16 protein-coding genes are annotated in these 16,912 nt (G+C 66.2%); 10 read left to right on the top strand and 6 right to left on the bottom strand.

What is annotated here, in order from left to right; translation table 11 throughout:
• Window positions 1–21 precede the first annotated feature (21 nt).
• Window positions 22–930 carry an EamA family transporter gene (locus AB4Y35_RS10565; RefSeq protein ID WP_368704340.1) on the bottom strand — a complete coding sequence of 303 codons (909 nt, stop codon included), beginning with the start codon at window positions 928–930 and terminating at the stop codon, window positions 22–24.
• A 210-nt stretch (window positions 931–1,140) separates the two neighbouring features.
• Between AB4Y35_RS10565 and AB4Y35_RS10560 the strand changes: the two genes are divergently transcribed.
• Complete coding sequence (locus AB4Y35_RS10560) at window positions 1,141–2,022, top strand: pirin family protein (RefSeq protein ID WP_368704339.1); 882 nt, start codon at window positions 1,141–1,143, stop codon at window positions 2,020–2,022.
• A gap of 106 nt (window positions 2,023–2,128) precedes the next feature.
• Window positions 2,129–2,977 carry a thioredoxin gene (trxA, locus tag AB4Y35_RS10555; protein WP_368690260.1) on the top strand — a complete coding sequence of 283 codons (849 nt, stop codon included), beginning with the start codon at window positions 2,129–2,131 and terminating at the stop codon, window positions 2,975–2,977.
• 50 nt (window positions 2,978–3,027) lie between these two features.
• Here trxA and AB4Y35_RS10550 read toward each other — a convergent pair whose 3' ends face one another.
• Window positions 3,028–4,566: a mannose-1-phosphate guanylyltransferase/mannose-6-phosphate isomerase gene (locus AB4Y35_RS10550; protein WP_368704338.1), complete on the bottom strand. Its 1,539-nt coding sequence runs from the start codon at window positions 4,564–4,566 to the stop codon at window positions 3,028–3,030.
• 734 nt (window positions 4,567–5,300) lie between these two features.
• Here AB4Y35_RS10550 and AB4Y35_RS10545 point away from each other — a divergent pair.
• Window positions 5,301–6,035, top strand: a complete 735-nt coding sequence (locus AB4Y35_RS10545) for a Crp/Fnr family transcriptional regulator (RefSeq protein WP_324156713.1) — start codon at window positions 5,301–5,303, stop codon at window positions 6,033–6,035.
• Between the two features lie 90 nt (window positions 6,036–6,125).
• On the opposite strand, the gene tcdA is transcribed toward AB4Y35_RS10545, so the two are convergent.
• Window positions 6,126–6,998, bottom strand: coding sequence for a tRNA cyclic N6-threonylcarbamoyladenosine(37) synthase TcdA (gene tcdA, locus AB4Y35_RS10540; protein ID WP_368704337.1), 873 nt, complete (start codon window positions 6,996–6,998; stop codon window positions 6,126–6,128).
• A gap of 164 nt (window positions 6,999–7,162) precedes the next feature.
• On the opposite strand from tcdA, the gene pdxH reads away from it, so the two are divergent.
• The 3 genes from pdxH to AB4Y35_RS10525 all read left to right on the top strand — a co-directional run bounded on the left by pdxH (window position 7,163) and on the right by AB4Y35_RS10525 (window position 10,735).
• Window positions 7,163–7,804, top strand: a complete 642-nt coding sequence (gene pdxH, locus AB4Y35_RS10535; protein ID WP_368704336.1) for a pyridoxamine 5'-phosphate oxidase — start codon at window positions 7,163–7,165, stop codon at window positions 7,802–7,804.
• 187 nt (window positions 7,805–7,991) lie between these two features.
• Window positions 7,992–9,206: a class I SAM-dependent methyltransferase gene (locus tag AB4Y35_RS10530; protein WP_368704335.1), complete on the top strand. Its 1,215-nt coding sequence runs from the start codon at window positions 7,992–7,994 to the stop codon at window positions 9,204–9,206.
• Between the two features lie 119 nt (window positions 9,207–9,325).
• Entirely contained in the window at window positions 9,326–10,735 is a 1,410-nt protein-coding gene (locus AB4Y35_RS10525; RefSeq protein WP_368704334.1) for a DUF72 domain-containing protein, read from the top strand.
• 68 nt (window positions 10,736–10,803) lie between these two features.
• On the opposite strand, the gene msrA is transcribed toward AB4Y35_RS10525, so the two are convergent.
• Window positions 10,804–11,352 carry a peptide-methionine (S)-S-oxide reductase MsrA gene (gene msrA / locus AB4Y35_RS10520; protein WP_368704333.1) on the bottom strand — a complete coding sequence of 183 codons (549 nt, stop codon included), beginning with the start codon at window positions 11,350–11,352 and terminating at the stop codon, window positions 10,804–10,806.
• A 192-nt stretch (window positions 11,353–11,544) separates the two neighbouring features.
• Between msrA and AB4Y35_RS10515 the strand changes: the two genes are divergently transcribed.
• Window positions 11,545–12,057: a flavin reductase family protein gene (locus tag AB4Y35_RS10515; RefSeq protein WP_368704332.1), complete on the top strand. Its 513-nt coding sequence runs from the start codon at window positions 11,545–11,547 to the stop codon at window positions 12,055–12,057.
• A gap of 33 nt (window positions 12,058–12,090) precedes the next feature.
• On the opposite strand, the gene AB4Y35_RS10510 is transcribed toward AB4Y35_RS10515, so the two are convergent.
• A complete protein-coding gene (locus tag AB4Y35_RS10510) occupies window positions 12,091–12,597 on the bottom strand; it encodes an Lrp/AsnC family transcriptional regulator (RefSeq protein ID WP_028202039.1) in 507 nt (168 codons plus the stop codon).
• Window positions 12,598–12,787: 190 nt separating this feature from the next.
• On the opposite strand from AB4Y35_RS10510, the gene kynB reads away from it, so the two are divergent.
• Genes kynB through kynA form a run of 3 tightly spaced genes read left to right on the top strand, consistent with a single transcriptional unit; the run spans window position 12,788 to window position 15,691 of the window.
• Window positions 12,788–13,432: an arylformamidase gene (gene kynB, locus AB4Y35_RS10505; RefSeq protein ID WP_368704331.1), complete on the top strand. Its 645-nt coding sequence runs from the start codon at window positions 12,788–12,790 to the stop codon at window positions 13,430–13,432.
• 35 nt (window positions 13,433–13,467) lie between these two features.
• Complete coding sequence (kynU, locus tag AB4Y35_RS10500) at window positions 13,468–14,718, top strand: kynureninase (RefSeq protein ID WP_368704330.1); 1,251 nt, start codon at window positions 13,468–13,470, stop codon at window positions 14,716–14,718.
• 10 nt (window positions 14,719–14,728) lie between these two features.
• Window positions 14,729–15,691 (top strand): tryptophan 2,3-dioxygenase, encoded by a 963-nt coding sequence (gene kynA / locus AB4Y35_RS10495; protein WP_368704329.1) that lies wholly within the window; start codon window positions 14,729–14,731, stop codon window positions 15,689–15,691.
• Between the two features lie 77 nt (window positions 15,692–15,768).
• On the opposite strand, the gene purM is transcribed toward kynA, so the two are convergent.
• The gene (gene purM, locus AB4Y35_RS10490) at window positions 15,769–16,842 is read right to left on the bottom strand and encodes a phosphoribosylformylglycinamidine cyclo-ligase (RefSeq protein ID WP_368704328.1); all 1,074 of its coding nucleotides are present in this window, start codon (window positions 16,840–16,842) and stop codon (window positions 15,769–15,771) included.
• Window positions 16,843–16,912 lie beyond the last annotated feature (70 nt).

The following is a 16,912-nucleotide window of genomic DNA, read 5'->3' as shown; positions in this document are numbered from 1 at the left end:
TTTTCATTTGGAGAGGGATCGTTATGAGCGCGCCGCACCAAGCCGCTGCTTGACCCAGCCGCCGAACACGTTGACGGCAAGACCGCCCATCACGAGCACGGCGCCGCCGATCTCGGCCGCGGTCAACTGCTCGCCGAGCAGCAGCGACGCCGAGGCGAGTCCGACGATCGGCACGAGCAGCGAGAACGGTGCCACCTGGCTGGCGGGATACTTCGAGAGCAGGCGGCTCCAGAGGCTATAGCCGATGAGCGTCGCCACGAACGCGAGATAGACGATCGCGCCCACGGAAGTCATGCCGATGCCCGAGAGCGCGGCCACGATGCGCTGCGGGCCTTCCATCCAGTACGAGAGCGCGAGAAACGGCAGCGGCGGCACGAGGCTCGCCCACACCACGAGGCCGACGAGATCCACCTTGCCTACCTTCTTCGTGACGATATTGCCGAGCGCCCACATGCAGGCCGCACACAGCGTGAGCACGAAACCGGCGATGGTCATGCCTTGCGGATTGTTACCCGCAGCACCGCTGATCGACTGCACGCCGATCAGCGCGAGACCGCCCGCGGCGATCAGCAGGCCGATGACGTTCTGCGCGTGAAAGCGCTCACGCAGAAACACCGCCGCAAAACCGAGCGTGAAGAACGCCTGCGCCTGCAGCACGACCGAAGCGAGGCCCGCGGGCATGCCCACGTACATGGCCGTGAAGAGGAACGCGAACTGGCCGAGCGAGATGGTCGCGCCGTAGGCCAGCAGCCAGCGCAGCGGCAATTGCGGGCGCTTCACGAACAGCACCGCGGGAAAGGCCGCCAGCATGAAGCGCAGCGCGCCGAGCAGGAGCGGCGGCACGCCATGCAGCCCCACCTTGATCACGACGAAATTCACGCCCCACGCGAGCACCACCACCAGCGCGAGCAACAAGTCCTTCGGCGACATCCCCTTTCTCCCCTTTTTGCGTCATACCTGTTCTTCGAAGCGGCGATCTTACCGCCTCGCGCCGCGGCGCGCCGTGCCGCCAACGCCCGCCGTTGCCTTGGCCGCACGCCGTGAAAGCCGGCGTTAGAATGAGCGCCAGCCTCGCGCACGGCGTGCCCGCGCGCCGGTTTCGACGATAACCCGCGCCGTACGACTCATCCAGGAAGCATCATGTCCTCATCGATCAAAGCGGTTCTCAAGCCTCATCAACGCGACATCGGCAATCTCTATGTGCGGCGCGTGCTGCCCGCGCTCGCCGCCCGCCTCGTCGGCCCGTTCATCTTCTTCGACCACATGGGCCCCGCCACGCTCGCGCCGGGCTCGGGCGTGGACGTGCGTCCGCACCCGCATATCGGGCTCGCGACGGTCACCTATCTCTTCGACGGCGCGCTGATGCATCGTGACAGCATCGGTTCCAGCCAGAAGATCGTGCCCGGCGACGTGAACTGGATGACGGCCGGGCGCGGCATCGTCCACTCCGAGCGCACGCCCGACGAGGACCGCGCCACCGGCCTCACCATGCACGGCATCCAGACCTGGGTGGCGCTGCCGCTCGATCACGAGGATGCGGAGCCGTCGTTCTTCCATCACGCCGCCGCCACGCTGCCCGAAATCGAGCGCAACGGCGTCACGATGCGCGTGATCGCGGGCACGGCGTTCGGCGCCACCTCGCCGGTCGAGACCTTTTCCGCCACGCTCTACGTCGCCGCAGATTTTGCGCCGGGCAGCGCGTTCGCGCTCGACGCGGAACACGAAGAGCGCGGCGTCTATCTCGTGGAAGGCGATCTCGCGATCGACGGCACGCCGCTCGAGCAGTACACGATGGCCGTGCTCGTGCCGGGCGAAACCGCCACGCTCTCGAGCACGACTGGGGCACGCGTGATGCTGCTCGGCGGGGAAAAGCTCGAAGGCGAGCGCTTCATCGAATGGAACTTCGTGGCCAGCTCGCGCGAGAAGATCGAAGCCGCGAAGGAGGCCTGGACGCGCCAGGAAATGGGGCATGTTCCCGGCGAAACGGAATGGATTCCGCTGCCGGAAAAGAAGCCGCGCTAAAGGCTCACTAACGGCTCACCACCGGCTCGCCGCTTTCGGAGGATGATTGAAACCTGGGCGTTTCGTCCCCAACTAGCGACATAACGGTTATCTCAACGAGGACGCAATGGACACCACTCTCGCCACTTTCGAAAAAGACGTGATCGAAGCGTCGGCGCTCGCGCCGGTGCTGGTCGACTTCTGGGCGCCCTGGTGCGGCCCTTGCAAGAGCCTCGGCCCGATGCTCGAAAAGCTCGAGGCCGACTATGCGGGCAAATGGAAGCTCGTGAAGGTGAACGTCGACGAGAACCAGGAGCTCGCCGCGCACTTCGGCGTGCGCAGCATTCCGCACGTCGTGGCGTTCGCGGACCGCCAGGCGGTCGATCAGTTCGTGGGCGTGCTGCCCGAAGGCCAGCTGCGCCAGTTCCTCGACGGCCTGATCCCCGACGGCGCCGACGCCGCGCGCCAGGCTGCGCAGGAAGCGCTGGCCGAGGGCCGCCGCGACGAAGCGTATGAGGCGCTGCAGGCCGCGCTCGCGTTCGATCCGGGCAACGACGAAGTGCGCATGGACCTGATCGAGATGCTGCTCGCCGACAACCGCGCCGACGACGCGCAAAAGGAAGTCGAGCTGCTCTCGCCCAAGACCACCCAGGGCATCGATGCGCGCTTCAACGCGCTCAAGACCCGCCTCGACGCGCTCGACGCCGCCGCCGACCTGCCGCCCACCGACGCGCTCGAAGCCCAGGTCGCCGCCAACCCCGGCGACCTCGAAGCACGCTTCGATCTGGCGAACGCGCTGATCGCGCGGCGCAAGTACGCGGGCGCGCTCGAGCATCTGCTGGAGATCGTGAAACGCGACCGCGCCTTCCGCGACGATGTGGGCCGCAAGACCATGCTTTCCGTGTTCGATCTCGCGGCGCATCAGCCGCAGCTCGTGAGCGAGTGGCGGCGCAAGCTCAGTGCAACGCTGAACTGATATCGAACGGCCGAGGACGCCGCGTGCGTCCTCGCCTTGCGTTCATTCAGCTACGCCTGCTGAACCCGACCGTACTGGTCGTCGAAGCGCACGATGTCGTCTTCGCCGAGATAGCAGCCCGACTGCACCTCGATGATCTCGAGCGCCGTCTTGCCCGGATTTTCGAGCCGGTGCGTCATGCCGAGCGGGATATAGGTCGATTCGTTTTCGGAAAGCAGAAGCACCTCGTCGCCACGCGTGACGCGCGCCGTGCCGCGCACCACGGTCCAGTGCTCCGCGCGATGGTGATGCATCTGCAACGAAAGCCGGCCACCCGGCTTTACGACGATGCGCTTGACCTGAAAGCGCTCGCCCTGATCGACCGAGTCGTACCAGCCCCACGGGCGCTCCACGCGCCGGTGCTGGCGCGCCACCTCACTGTGCTGCGCCTTGAGCCTCGTGACCACCGCCTTGACGTCCTGAACGCGCTCCTTCGCGACGACGAGCACGGCGTCGGCTGTCTCGACCACCACCATGCCCCGCACGCCCACGCAGGCAACGAGCCGGCCGTCCGAATGCACGAAGGTATCCGTCGCATCCTCGAACAGCACGCGCCCGCGCGCAACGTTGCCATTCTCGTCCTTCGCCGAGACCTGCCACAGGGCATCCCACGCCCCGACGTCCGACCAGCCCGAACGAAGCGGCACGACCACGCCCGCGAGCAGCGCATTCACGCCGACCGACTCCATCACCGCGTAGTCGATCGAATCGGACGGACAGGCGGCGAGCGCGTCGCGGTTCAAGTGGACGGTGCCGTCAGCGTCGACGGCGGCATTTTCGAAGGCCGCCGCGCAATGCGCCGCGATGAGCGGCCGGCTGTGCGCGATCGCCGAGAGCCAGACCGATGCGCGCACAACGAAAATCCCGCTGTTCCAAAGATAGTTCCCCGAAGCAACATAGCTTGCAGCGCGCTCGGCATCGGGCTTCTCCACAAAATGCTCGATGCTGCGCGCGCCGCTGCTGCCAAGCGGCAAACCCGCGCCGATGTAGCCGTAGCCCGTTTCGGCACGCTGCGGCGGCACGCCAAGTGTGACGATGGCGCCGCGCGCCGCGTGCGCCACGGCTTCTTCGAGCGCGGCAGCAAACGCGGCGCCGTCGGCGATCAGATGGTCCGCGGGCATGGCAACGAGCACCGGATCGCCATCGCCGCGGGCGGCAAGCGCCACCGCCGTCAGCGCGGGCGCCGTGTTGCGCGCGAGCGGTTCAAGCACGAAGCGAGCGGCCATGCCGCTGCGGCCAAGACGGTCGGCGGTCAGATGGCGCAAGTCCTCGCTGCTCACGACGAATGGCGCGGCCTTGCGAACCGCTCGGTGCGCTTCTGGCAACGAGGCGCCGGCGTGCTGAAACACGCCGTCGAGGCGCCGTACAGTCGCCTCGAGCAGCGACTCGCCATCGAGCAGATCGATCAGCTGCTTGGGACAGTGTTCGCGCGAAAGCGGCCATAGCCGCGTGCCGGAACCGCCCGCCAGCACAACGGGCTGAACGACGAGTTCGGCGTCACCTTCGCTGATCGCGGCTATCAGGCCGGCAGATGTCACATCGTTGTTCATTCGCGTCACTCCCCCCGAAGTCATGCACCGAGTCTCGTTATTGATTGGGCGTACGGGTGACATTTGAACAATACGTATCGCGCGAATCTGTACGCGCAGCCACATTGAACGCACGGCGCGCCAGGAAATTTGTCCTTGCGGCGCAGGCCTCGTCATCGCGCGGTCATCGTTATGTGCGGCAGCGCACGAAGCGCGAAGTTGGCCGCGCAAGGTGATGTTTCACATCCGAACGTTTTTGCGACAGTGTCGGCAGCCCCCCAACAGAAGTGATTCAAAACCGCCTCGCTCCAGAGGCAGGCGCGCAACGCATCCAGGGCGATGGCCCGACGATGTTTCAGCGAGGACTCATTTCCGCGCATTCGCGTGCGCAGCGAAAGTAGCTATATAAATCAAGGCGTTGGCGCCATCAAACTCTAGCGACTTCGCAAACGGCGCCGCGCTGGCGCTGTACAAAACTGAAACAATAATGCGACTTTGCGTCGCCCCGGAAATAGCTGGCGCCGCGCCAGGCCGCAAGCGTCCTCACTTTCGCGGCTGCTGGCACAACCCCTGCTAAGTAGAGTTCGCCACACAGGCGTAGATGCCGACAAACGAGATCGCAAAACGCTAGTGGGACTTATGGGGCCGGCGCAACGAACGTATAGCCGAACGGGTAACGGCGATAACAAAGAATTCGGCAGCCGGAAGCAGAAAAAACAGGAGGCGGCATACGCCGCTTTACGCGAGGACCGATCATGTTGACCCTTCAATCCGATCTGCACGGCAATCATCTGCTGGGCGCGCTTCCGTCAAACGAGTGGCAGGCATTGGCGCCGCATCTTGAACTTGTTCAACTGCGCACTGAACAGCTGCTCTGCGATTGCGGCCAGCGTATTCATCACGTGTACTTTCCGACGACCGCCGTCATCTCGATGCTCACGACAATGGAAGACGGCAGTTCCGTCGAAATTGCCGCCGTGGGCCGGGAAGGCATGACCGGCGTGCCGGTGCTGACCGGTGGCGAAACGATGCCGAACCGCGTGCAGGTGCAAAGTTCGGGCTTCGCGTACCGCATCAGCGCACAGGCGCTCAAGCAGCAGTTTGCGCGCTCGGACCTCCTGCGTCGCGTTACGCTGCTTTACATGCACGCACTGCTCACGCAGATCGCGCAGACGGCCGCCTGCAACCGCCACCACTCGCTGAGCAAGCAGCTGTGCCGGTGGCTGCTGATCGAAGTGGATCGCGTCGACTCCAACGATCTGAGCGTGACGCAGCAACTGATCGCCGACATGCTCGGCGTGCGCCGCGAAGGCGTCACGGAAGCAGCCGGCAAGCTGCATGACGAAGGTCTGATCCATCACAGCCGCGGCAAGATCCGCGTACTCGACCGCAAGCGCCTCGAAGCGCGCGCATGCGAGTGCTACGGTCTCGTGCGCCGCGAGTTCGATCGCCTGCTGCCGCGCCTGCACGAAGCGGAAGCGGTCGAATAAGGCGACCGACGCGCGCGGTTCGTTCGCTTTCCACGTCGATACGAAAGCGTGCCTATCAGGCACGCTTTCTTGCGTTCCTGGCGCTCGCCTTCAACGCGCGCTGGCTTGATGCGCCAACGCGCGCAACACGTACGAAGCCGCCGCGAAACCAAAGCTCGCCGTCACGCACACGCTCGAACCAAAGCCCGCGCAGTTCAGCCCCACCGGACCGTGGTGCCCCGGCGACGTGGTGACGTGCTCGGCCTCGGCGTCGATATCGCACACGGCCGCCTCGGGATAGATCAGCGGCTCGTCCGAATACACCGCGCTTACCTTGAACTTCGCCTTCGGCCCGCGCGGAAAACCGTGCCGCTTGCGCAACTGGCCGCGCACCTTGGAGAGCAGCGGGTCCTGGATCGTGAGCGCGAGGTCGTCGATGCGAATCCGCGTGGGGTCGAGCTGCCCGCCCGCGCCACCCACCGTGATGAGCGGCACGCGATGCTCCACGCACCAAGCGATCAACGCGGTCTTGGTGCGCACGCTGTCGATGGCGTCGATCACGTAGTCGAAGCCGCCGCCCAGCAACGCATCGAAGTTCGACGGCTCGACGAAATCCTCGACGAGGCGCACGTCGCAGGCCGGGTCGATGAGTTTGATGCGCTCGGCCATGGCCTCAACCTTGGGCTTGCCGTAGTTGCCATCGAGCGCGTGGATCTGGCGGTTGGTGTTGCTCTCGGCCACGTTGTCGAGGTCGATCAGGGTGAGCTTGCCGATCGCGCTGCGCGCGAGCGCCTCGGCGGCCCACGAGCCCACGCCGCCAATGCCGATCACGGCAACGTGGGCGCGCTCGAACGCGTCGAGCGCGGGTGCGCCATAAAGCCGCGCGATTCCGCCGAATCGGCGGGCGCGGTCGGCAACATCGTCGGCAGGGCTCGGGGTAAGATCGACGGAGCCGGCGGCAGGGGAAATCGGGGTACTGGACATGACGGTAGCAATCGTAAGCGGACCGGTCGCACGCTGCTGTCGCGGTCCTGGCAAGACCCGTATTTTGCCTGATCCCGCCGAACGAGGCCGGGTGCCCCTGGCCGGGCGCCCCTGTTTCCTGCCTCTTCGATATACTTGTCCGCATTGAAGCGTCTGCCTAAAAGATGACCTCCCTCGCCGATCTCCGCAAGACCTACTCGCTCGGCTCGCTCGACGCCGCCGACGTCGATCCCGATCCGATCCGCCAGTTCCAGACCTGGTTCGCCCAGGCGCTCGACGCGAAGCTGCCCGAGCCCAACGCCATGACGGTCGCCACGGTCGACTCACAAGGCCGCCCTGCCGCGCGCATCCTGCTCATCAAGGGCGTGGACGAGCGCGGCTTCGTGTTCTTCACGAACTACGAGAGCCGCAAGGGCCGCGAGCTGAGCGCGAATCCGCATGCGGCGCTGCTCTTTCACTGGATCGAGCTGGAGCGTCAGGTCCGCATCGAGGGCAAGGTCGAACTCACGAGCGCGGAGGAAAGCGACGCCTACTTCGACTCGCGCCCGCTCGGCTCGCGCATTGGCGCGTGGGCCTCGGAGCAAAGCACGGTGATCGCGAACCGCGAGACGCTCGAAGCCCGCGAGCGCGAAATCGCCGCGCAGTATGGCGAAACACCGCCGCGCCCGCCACACTGGGGCGGTTACCGCCTCGTGCCGGAGGCCATCGAGTTCTGGCAAGGTCGCCCGTCGCGGCTGCACGACCGCATCCGCTACACGCGTGACAGCGCGAATGCGGCCTGGCGCATCGAGCGTCTCGCGCCCTGAGCGCATGCGCGCGGCGTAACGCACGTTACGCGCACTTGCGCCGCGCCCACCGGGTTTTCGTCTCACCGCTTTCGTTGTCTGTCGTTGAGTACCTCGCCGTTGCCGTAGCGCTGTTGCCAAAAAACCTGCATCGCAATTCGCTTTTGTCATTGGGCTTCAATCGTTCATCTGACATGGAGAGAAACGCATGTTCTGGGAGAAAAAACTCGCACAGTGGGCAGAAGAAGTGCGCAGCAAAGCCGACTTGCCCGCCCGCCTCGTGCTCTGGAGCGGGCAGCAATACGACTTCGGCCACTTCGCCGCGCCTCGGGTCACGCTCAAGGTCAACAGCGCGTCGGCGCTGCCGCTCCTGCTCACGCCGAGCCTCGACAATCTCGGCGAGGCCTACGTGAAGGGCAAGATCGACATCGAAGGCAAACTCGCCGACATCATCAACATCAGCTATTCGCTCGCGCGCAACACCGTCACGAGCGCCAGCAAGCTCGCGCGCGTGCGCCGCTATTTCACGCATTCGAAGTCCACGGACAGGCAGGCCATCCAGTACCACTACGACGTCTCGAACGAGTTCTACCAGCTCTGGCTCGACGAGAACATGGTCTATTCGTGCGCGTACTTCGAAAACGGCGACGAAGACCTCGCCACCGCCCAGCTCAAGAAAATCGACCACATCCTCACGAAGATCCAGGTGAAGGAAGGTCACACGCTGCTCGACATCGGCTGCGGCTGGGGCGCGCTCGTGCTGCGCGCGGCGCAGAAGTTCGGCGCGCGCTGCGTGGGCGTGACGCTCTCGCAGAACCAGTTCGATCTCGCCACTGCACGCGTGAAGGCGGCGGGCCTCGAAGACCGCATCGAGATCCGCCTGCAGGACTATCGCGACATACAAGGCCAGTTCGACCGCATCACGAGCGTGGGGATGTTCGAGCACGTCGGGCGCAAGAATCTGCCCGGTTATTTCCGCAAGGTGCACGACCTCCTCGCCGACGACGGCGTCGCCATGAATCACGGCATCACCTCGTCGGACGCCGAATCGGGCGAAACGGCGCTGGGCGGCGGCGAGTTCATCGACCGCTACGTGTTCCCCGACGGCGAGCTGCCGCACATCGGCCTCGCGCTCCAGGCGGCGCAGCACGGCGGCCTCGAAGCGGTTGACGTGGAAAGCCTGCGCCGTCACTATGCGCACACGCTCGATTTGTGGGCGGAGAATTTCGAGGCGCGTGCCGAGGAAGCGAAACGGCTCGTCGACGACGAGAAGTTCCGCATCTGGCGCGTTTATCTGGCGGGTTGCGCGTACGCGTTCGAGCACGATGACGTGTCGATCTTCCAGATCGTCTGCCGCAAGGCCGGCCGCAGCGCGAGCACGCTGCCGTGGTCGCGCCGGTATATGTACGAGAAGCCGCTCTGACGCAGACGGCGGCGCGGTTCACCGCGCCGCCGGCGAATCAACTGTTCCCGCAGTTGCGCTCGACTCAGGCGGCTTCGCCCCACGACCGCCATCACGACGCCACTGCGCAACGCCACTGCATGAACGAACGCGACGACGGCCACGACCTGTTTGGCGACAGCACCCGCGGGTCGGCCAACGACTCCGGCCCGGACGCGGCCCACCCCGCCGCGCACCAGGCCACCCGACCGGCTGCGCGCCGCAACGCACCGAAAACTGAAGCCCGCGCCGAACCGCAGCCTGATTTGTTCGGCTTCGCGGCGCCGGCGAGCGCACCTGCGACGAAGCCCGCCACCCAGCGCCCTGTCCGCGCCAGGCGCGACGACGACACGGAAATCGAAGCGCGCGAAGACGGCGAGCCGCGCGCAAAACTGCCAAAACCCGCGCCCAACCCCGGCGCCCCGAAGCGCCGCGGCCGCGGCGTGCTGCCCGCCGTAGCCACGCAAGACACACTCGACGTCGCCGCGGCGCTGCCCGCGGGCGTGCGCCTTGGCACCTCGTCGTGGTCGTTTCCGGGCTGGCGCGGCATCGTCTACGGCGAGGACTACAGCCAATCGAAGCTCGCCCGCGACGGCCTCTTCGCCTACGGCGCGCATCCGCTGCTGCGCTCGGTGAGCATCGACCGCTCGTTCTACGCGCCGCTCACCGTCACCGATTACCTGCGCTACGCGCAGCAGGTGCCGGACCACTTCCGCTTCATCGTGAAGGCGCCGGCGCTCGTCACCGACGCCAGTGTGCGCGGCGAGCGTGGCGAGCCCGTTTCCGCGAACCCATGCTTTCTCAACGCGGAGCTGGCCGTCCGCGAATTCGTCGAGCCGTGCCTCGCGGGCCTCGGCAGCAAGGCCGGTGCGCTCGTGTTCCAGTTTCCGCCGCTGCCCGATCAGTTATTGGCCGACCCGGCGGCGTTCGTCGAGCGGCTGACCGCCTTCCTCGCCGCGCTGCCGCCACTGCCCCAATCGACCGAGCCCGCCGCAACCGGCGACGGCCCCTGCTACGCCGTCGAGATCCGCGACGCGATCCTGCTCACGCCGCGCTTCGTACGCACGCTGCGCGCCGCGGGCGTGCGCTACTGCGTCGGCCTGCACGCGCGCATGCCGGACCCGCTGCGCCAGGCCGCCGCGCTCGCGCTGATGGACGGCGAAGCGCCGGCCGGCCCGCTGATCGTGCGCTGGAGCCTGCATAGCGGCTTCAAGTACGAGCAGGCGAAGGCGCGCTACGAGCCGTTCGACAAGCTGGTGGACGAAGACCCGCATACGCGCGTCACGCTCGCGGAACTGGCCGCGCGCTACGCGATGGCGGGCCAGCCTGTGCTGATCACGACCAACAACAAGGCGGAGGGATCGGCGCCGCTCACCTGCGCGAAGCTCGCGCGGGCAATTGAGGACGAGATGGAGCGCTTGCGCGGGGAAATGGCGCTGGACGCCGCGTGCGACGCGACGCCGGGCGAAACGCCGCCCGGCGCGCAAGCAGAAGAGGAAAAGGAAGACTGAGGCGCGAAGCGGCATCGAAACCGGGTACCGAAACCCGACATCGAAACCGCCCGCGCGCCTCCTGGCGCTTATTCGGCCTTGAGCCGGTGCGCGAACTTCTGGCGGAACTTCGCGACCTTCGGCGCCACCACGAACGAGCAATAGCCCTGGTTCGGGTGCTGCGCGAAGTAGTTCTGGTGATACGCCTCGGCGGGGAAGTAGTTGCCGTCGAGCGGCAGCACCTGGGTGACGATCTTGCCGTCGTACACGCCTTCTGCGGCCAGCTCGCGAATCGCCTGCTCGGCCGTCTCGCGCTGCGCCTCGGAGTGCGTGAGGATCGCCGAGCGGTACTGCGTGCCCACGTCGTTCCCCTGACGGTTCAGCTGCGTGGGATCGTGAATCGCGAAGAAGATGTCGAGAATCTCGCGATACGTGATCTTCGCGGGATCGAACTCCACCTTCACGACCTCGGCGTGGCCGGTATCGCCGTCGCAGACCTGCTCGTAGCTCGGGTTCGCCACGTGGCCGCCCGCGTAGCCCGACTCCACCGCGTTCACACCCTCCACGCGCAGGTACACCGCCTCCAGGCACCAGAAGCATCCGCCGCCCAGGGTGGCCGTTTCGACTGTCTGACTCATGCTGTTTGCTCCTTTGATCGAGACTGCGGACGCCATCGCGGACCTCACTGCGGACACCACTGCGCGGTGCCCTGCGCGACCCGCCATCCGCCGCTTCCGCTAAAATTGTGACAATTCGCCGATTTTCCACATGACGTTGATCCCGATTTCCGCTCCCGCCGCCGCGCGCGCGGCCCGTGAAGGCCAACACCGATGACCCGCCGCGCCACCCCGCCCAACTTCGACGACGGCGCATTCCGCCGCGCGCTTGGCCAGTTCGCCACCGGCGTGACCGTGATCACGACGCGCGCGCCCGACGGCGCGCTCATCGGCATCACGGCCAGCTCGTTCAACTCGGTCTCGCTCAATCCGCCGCTCGTGCTGTGGAGCCTCGCCACACGCTCGGCGTCCATGCCCGTGTTCCGCTCGAACAGCCATTATGTGATCAATGTGCTCGCCGCGTCGCAGCTCGACCTGTGCAAGCGCTTTGCGACCGTGAAGGGCGACCGTTTCGAGGGCGTCTCGCACGCGGCCGGCGACACCGGCATGCCCGTGCTGGACGGCGCGATCGCGTGGTTCGAGTGCCACAACCGCAGCCGCTACGACGAAGGCGACCACGTGATTTTCGTCGGGGAAGTGGAACGCTGCGGCGTGCGCGAGGACGGCACCGACGCTTCGCCGCTCGTCTTCCACGGCGGCGCGTTCCACCAGCTCCAGTCGCTCTGACACGGCGGGGGGCGCTCGCCCCGTCGTCCTCGTTTATGCCGGCGCGCTCTTCGGCTCGCGCTGCGCGATCAGGTCCACCGGCACGCCCACTTCCACCTTGAGCGTCGTGAGCACGATGTTCGAGCGGATGTCCATCACGCCCGGCGCCTTGTACAGCTTGTTGAGCACGAAGTCCGAGTAGTGCTTGAGGTTGTGCGCGAGCACGCGCAGCAGGTAGTGCGTCTCGCCCGTCACCACGTACGCCCCCACCACCTCCGGCCAGTCGCGCAGCGCCGTGACGAAGCGCTCGTGCCAGCTCTCCTGGTCGTTGCGCATCGACACCTGCACGAACGCCTCCATCTCGAAGCCGAGAATCTCCCGGTTCAAGCTCGCGCGGTAGCGCTCGACCACCCCCTGCTCCTCGAGCAGCCGCAAACGGCGCAGGCACGCCGATGGCGAAAGCGAAATACGCTCCGCCAGATCGAGATTGCTGATCCGCCCCTCGTTCTGCAGCACGGCGAGAATACGGCAATCGGTAGCATCAAGCGAGATTGCGTTCATATTTGGTCTCCATTCCCGTCTTAAGACAAATTATGTGCCAACAACCGAAGTTTGCGGCGTTTTTTTCGCAAGCACATTTCGCGCAGGGTTGCCTATCATTCGAAGCATCAGCCTTGTATGGGGCCGCACTAAGCGCTAAAGCGCCAAGTGCGGCCGACAGGAGACAACGCAGACGCAAGACGCCTCTGACATGACCAAGATCAAAGACATTTCCCCGCCGATTCACCCCGCAACGCCCGTCTGGCCCGGCGATACGCCCGTTGGCGTCGAGCGCGTGTGGCGCATGGAGGCGGGCTCGCCGGTCAACGTCGCGCGCGTGACGCTGTCGCCGCACACCGGCGCGCACACCGACGCCCCGCTGCACTACGACGCCGCAGGCGCGCCAATCGGCGAGGTGCCGCTCGACGCGTATATCGGCGCGTGCCGCGTGATTCATTGCGTGGGCGCCGCGCCGCTCGTGCTGCCCGAACACGTGGAAGGCGCGTTGCCCGGCATCCCGCCGCGCGTGTTGCTGCGCACCTACGCGCACGCGCCGCAGGACCGCTGGGACAGCAAGTTCTGCGCCGTCGCGCCGGCAACGATCGACCTGCTCGCCGCGCACGGCGTGCGTCTGATCGGCATCGACACGCCCTCGCTCGACCCGCAGGAATCGAAGACGATGGACGCGCATCACCGCATCCGCGCCCATGGCATGGCGATCCTCGAAGGCATCGTGCTCGACGACGTCGCGCCCGGCGACTACGAACTCATCGCCCTGCCGCTGAAGTTCGCGACGCTCGATGCGAGCCCCGTGCGCGCCGTGCTGCGCGAGTTGCCGCCTGCCGCCGCCAACTGAATCCCCTCAAATTAGCCAAACCACGATACGTAGACATGAACGACCGCAACGAAGCCCTGGCAGCCGATCGCGCCGATCCGCTCGCCGCCCTGCGCGAGCAATTCACGCTCGCGGCCGGCACCATCTATCTCGACGGCAACTCGCTCGGCGTGCCGCCCTCGGCCTCGGCTGCGCGCGCGCAGGCCGTGATCGGCGGCGAATGGGGCGAAGGCCTGATCCGCAGCTGGAACACGGCGGGCTGGTTTGCCATGCCCAAGCGGCTGGGCAACAAGCTCGCGAAGCTGATCGGCGCGGCCGACGACGAAGTCGTCGTCACCGACACCATCTCGATCAATCTCTTCAAGGCGCTCTCCGCCGCACTGCGCGTGCAGAACGCGCGCGATCCGAAGCGCCGCGTGATCGTCTCGGAGCGCTCGAATTTTCCGAGCGACCTGTACATCGCGCAAGGCCTCATCGAGCAGCTCGATCGCGGCTACGAGCTGCGCCTCGTCGACGATCCTGCCGAGCTGCACGCCGCGATCCGCGAAGACGTGGCCGTCGCGATGATCACGCACGTGAACTACCGCACGGGCGAGATGCACGACATGCGCGCGCTCACCGAGCATATTCACGCGCAGGGCGCGCTCGCGCTGTGGGATCTCGCGCATTCGGCGGGCGCCGTACCGGTCGACCTGAACGGCGCGAACGCCGACTACGCCGTGGGCTGCACGTACAAGTACCTGAATGGCGGCCCCGGTTCGCCCGGTTTCGTGTGGGTGCCCAAGCGCCATCAGGACGCGTTCTCGCAGCCGCTCTCGGGCTGGTGGGGTCACAAGTCGCCGTTCGAGATGAACCCTGTCTATCGTCCGGACAACGGCATCGGCCGCTATCTGTGCGGCACGCAGCCGATCGTGTCGATGGCGCTCGTCGAATGCGGTCTCGACGTGTTCCTGCAAACCGACATGCAGGCGATCCGCCGCAAGTCGCTCGCGCTCACCGATCTCTTCATCGAGCTGGTCGAGACGCGCTGCAAGGAATACGGCCTCACGCTCGTCACGCCGCGCGCTCACGCGGAGCGCGGCTCGCACGTGAGCTTCGAGCATCCGCACGGCTATGAGGTGATGCAGGCGTTGATCGCGCGCGGCGTGATCGGCGATTATCGCGAACCACGCGTGCTGCGCTTCGGCTTCACGCCGCTGTATCTGCGCTACGTCGACGTGTGGGACGCCGTGGAGACGCTGCGCGACGTGCTCGCCACCGAGTCCTGGCGCAAGCCCGAATTCGCCGAGCGCGGCGCGGTGACCTGAGGAGCGGCAGATGAACGATCACATGCAAATCCCGGGTATGCCCGACGCGGGTGAAACCACGAGTGAGACGAGCAGCGCCGCGCGTGGCGGCTGCCCGTTCGGACACGGCGCCGCCGCGCCCGCCCCCGCTCCCCAAGCGCCTGAGGCACAAGGCGAAGGCTGGCACGACGCGCAGCTCGACTTCTCGAAGTCGATGAGCTACGGCGACTACCTCGCGCTCGACGCCGTGCTCAATGCGCAGCATCCGCTCTCGCCCGACCACAACGAGATGCTGTTCATCGTGCAGCATCAAACGAGCGAGCTGTGGATGAAGCTCGCGCTCTTCGAATTGCGCGCGGCGCTCGCCAACGTGCACCGCGACGCGCTGCCGCCCGCGTTCAAGCAGCTCGCGCGCGTCTCGCGCATCATGGAGCAGCTCGTGCAGGCGTGGAGCGTCCTCTCGACGCTCACGCCCTCCGAATACACGGCGATGCGCCCATACCTGGGCGCCTCGTCGGGTTTCCAGTCGTATCAATACCGGCAGATCGAGTTCCTGCTCGGCAACAAGAACGTGCAGATGCTCAAGCCGCACGAGCATCGCGGCGAGATTTTCGAGCAGGTGAAAGCGACGCTCGAAGCGCCCTCGTTCTACGACGAAGTCATTCGCCTGCTCGCGCGGCGCGGCTTTGCGATCGCACCCGAGCGCCTGAACCGCGACTGGACCCTGCCGACCGAACACGACGCCACGGTCGAGGCGGCCTGGCTGGAGGTGTACCGCAATCCTTCGGAGTACTGGGATTTGTACGAGATGGCCGAAGAGCTCGTCGATCTCGAAGATGCGTTCCGTCAGTGGCGTTTCCGGCACGTGACGACGGTCGAGCGCATCATCGGCTTCAAGCAGGGCACGGGCGGCACAAGCGGCGCGCCGTATCTGCGCAAGATGCTCGATGTCGTGCTGTTTCCCGAGCTGTGGCACGTGCGCACGGTGCTGTAACGCCAGTCGCGGCGCCCATAAGCAAAAATGCCCGCCAATCGATGGCGGGCATTTTTTTGCGCGAGAACGCGTGAGGCTTAGACCACCACGGTCTGCGCTTCGCCTTCCTTGCTTGCGCGCACCACGCCGATCTTCCACACCTGCTCGCCCGCGGCGGCCAGCAGCGAGGCAGCGGCGTCGGCTTGATCCGCCGCCACGACCACGGCCATGCCGATGCCGCAGTTGAACACGCGGTGCATTTCCGCATCGGCCACGCCGCCGTGCTTTTGCAGCCACGTGAAGAGCGGCGGCAGCGGCCATGCCGCGTGGTTCAGTTCGGCCGTGAGGCCTTCGCGCAGCACGCGCGGAATGTTCTCGACGAGACCGCCGCCGGTGATGTGCGCCATGCCCTTCACCGTGATGGTTTCCATCAGCTTGAGCAGCGGCTTCACGTAGATGCGCGTGGGCGCCATCAGCGCGTCGGCGAGCGAACGGCCGTCGAAGTCGGCGGCGAGGTCCGGCTGCGCGCGCTCGATGATCTTGCGCACGAGCGAGAAGCCGTTCGAGTGGATGCCGCTCGAGGCGAGACCGAGCACCACGTCGCCCGGGGCGATCGTGCTGCCGTCGATGATCTTGCTCTTTTCGACCGCGCCCACCGCGAAGCCGGCGAGATCGTATTCGCCGTCGGGGTACATGCCCGGCATTTCGGCCGTTTCACCGCCGATCAGCGCGCAGCCCGACAGCTCGCAGCCTTGCGCGATGCCCTTCACGACCGTGGCCGCCGTATCGACGTCGAGCTTGCCGCAGGCGAAGTAGTCGAGGAAGAACAGCGGCTCGGCGCCCTGCACGAGGATGTCGTTCACGCTCATCGCGACGAGATCCTGGCCGACCGTGTCGTGTTTGTTCAGATGAAACGCGAGGCGCAGCTTGGTGCCCACGCCGTCGGTGCCCGAGACGAGCACGGGCTCCTTGTACTTCTTCGGCACTTCGAAGAGCGCGCCGAAACCGCCGATGCCGCCCATCACGCCTTCGCGCAGGGTCTTCTTCGCAAACGGCTTGATGCGATCGACGAGCGCGTCGCCCGCGACCATGTCGACGCCAGCGTCGGCGTAGGAGAGGCCTTGGCCCTGCGACTGTGCCTGATTAGCGGGGCCGGATTTCGGTTGATTCATGGGGAAGCGCCAGAAGGTCGGTAAAATGCGATTTTAACCGATTGACGGCGCCCCGCCGCCGCGGGTGGAG

This window comes from Paraburkholderia sp. EG286A (assembly GCF_040965375.1).
Lineage (GTDB): Bacteria > Pseudomonadota > Gammaproteobacteria > Burkholderiales > Burkholderiaceae > Paraburkholderia.
The sequence above is the reverse complement of the archived record's forward strand: the minus strand, read 5'-3'. Positions and strand labels throughout refer to the sequence as shown.

Coding starts and splice junctions, on each gene's coding strand:
- AB4Y35_RS10560 (WP_368704339.1), top strand. CDS start 1,141: ATGTCCTCATCGATCAAAGCGGTTCTCAAGCCTCATCAACGCGACATC.
- AB4Y35_RS10550 (WP_368704338.1), bottom strand. CDS start 4,566: ATGAACAACGATGTGACATCTGCCGGCCTGATAGCCGCGATCAGCGAA.
- trxA (WP_368690260.1), top strand. CDS start 2,129: ATGGACACCACTCTCGCCACTTTCGAAAAAGACGTGATCGAAGCGTCG.
- msrA (WP_368704333.1), bottom strand. CDS start 11,352: ATGAGTCAGACAGTCGAAACGGCCACCCTGGGCGGCGGATGCTTCTGG.
- tcdA (WP_368704337.1), bottom strand. CDS start 6,998: ATGTCCAGTACCCCGATTTCCCCTGCCGCCGGCTCCGTCGATCTTACC.
- AB4Y35_RS10515 (WP_368704332.1), top strand. CDS start 11,545: ATGACCCGCCGCGCCACCCCGCCCAACTTCGACGACGGCGCATTCCGC.
- kynB (WP_368704331.1), top strand. CDS start 12,788: ATGACCAAGATCAAAGACATTTCCCCGCCGATTCACCCCGCAACGCCC.
- AB4Y35_RS10510 (WP_028202039.1), bottom strand. CDS start 12,597: ATGAACGCAATCTCGCTTGATGCTACCGATTGCCGTATTCTCGCCGTG.
- kynU (WP_368704330.1), top strand. CDS start 13,468: ATGAACGACCGCAACGAAGCCCTGGCAGCCGATCGCGCCGATCCGCTC.
- AB4Y35_RS10565 (WP_368704340.1), bottom strand. CDS start 930: ATGTCGCCGAAGGACTTGTTGCTCGCGCTGGTGGTGGTGCTCGCGTGG.
- AB4Y35_RS10545 (WP_324156713.1), top strand. CDS start 5,301: ATGTTGACCCTTCAATCCGATCTGCACGGCAATCATCTGCTGGGCGCG.
- kynA (WP_368704329.1), top strand. CDS start 14,729: ATGAACGATCACATGCAAATCCCGGGTATGCCCGACGCGGGTGAAACC.
- AB4Y35_RS10530 (WP_368704335.1), top strand. CDS start 7,992: ATGTTCTGGGAGAAAAAACTCGCACAGTGGGCAGAAGAAGTGCGCAGC.
- purM (WP_368704328.1), bottom strand. CDS start 16,842: ATGAATCAACCGAAATCCGGCCCCGCTAATCAGGCACAGTCGCAGGGC.
- pdxH (WP_368704336.1), top strand. CDS start 7,163: ATGACCTCCCTCGCCGATCTCCGCAAGACCTACTCGCTCGGCTCGCTC.
- AB4Y35_RS10525 (WP_368704334.1), top strand. CDS start 9,326: ATGAACGAACGCGACGACGGCCACGACCTGTTTGGCGACAGCACCCGC.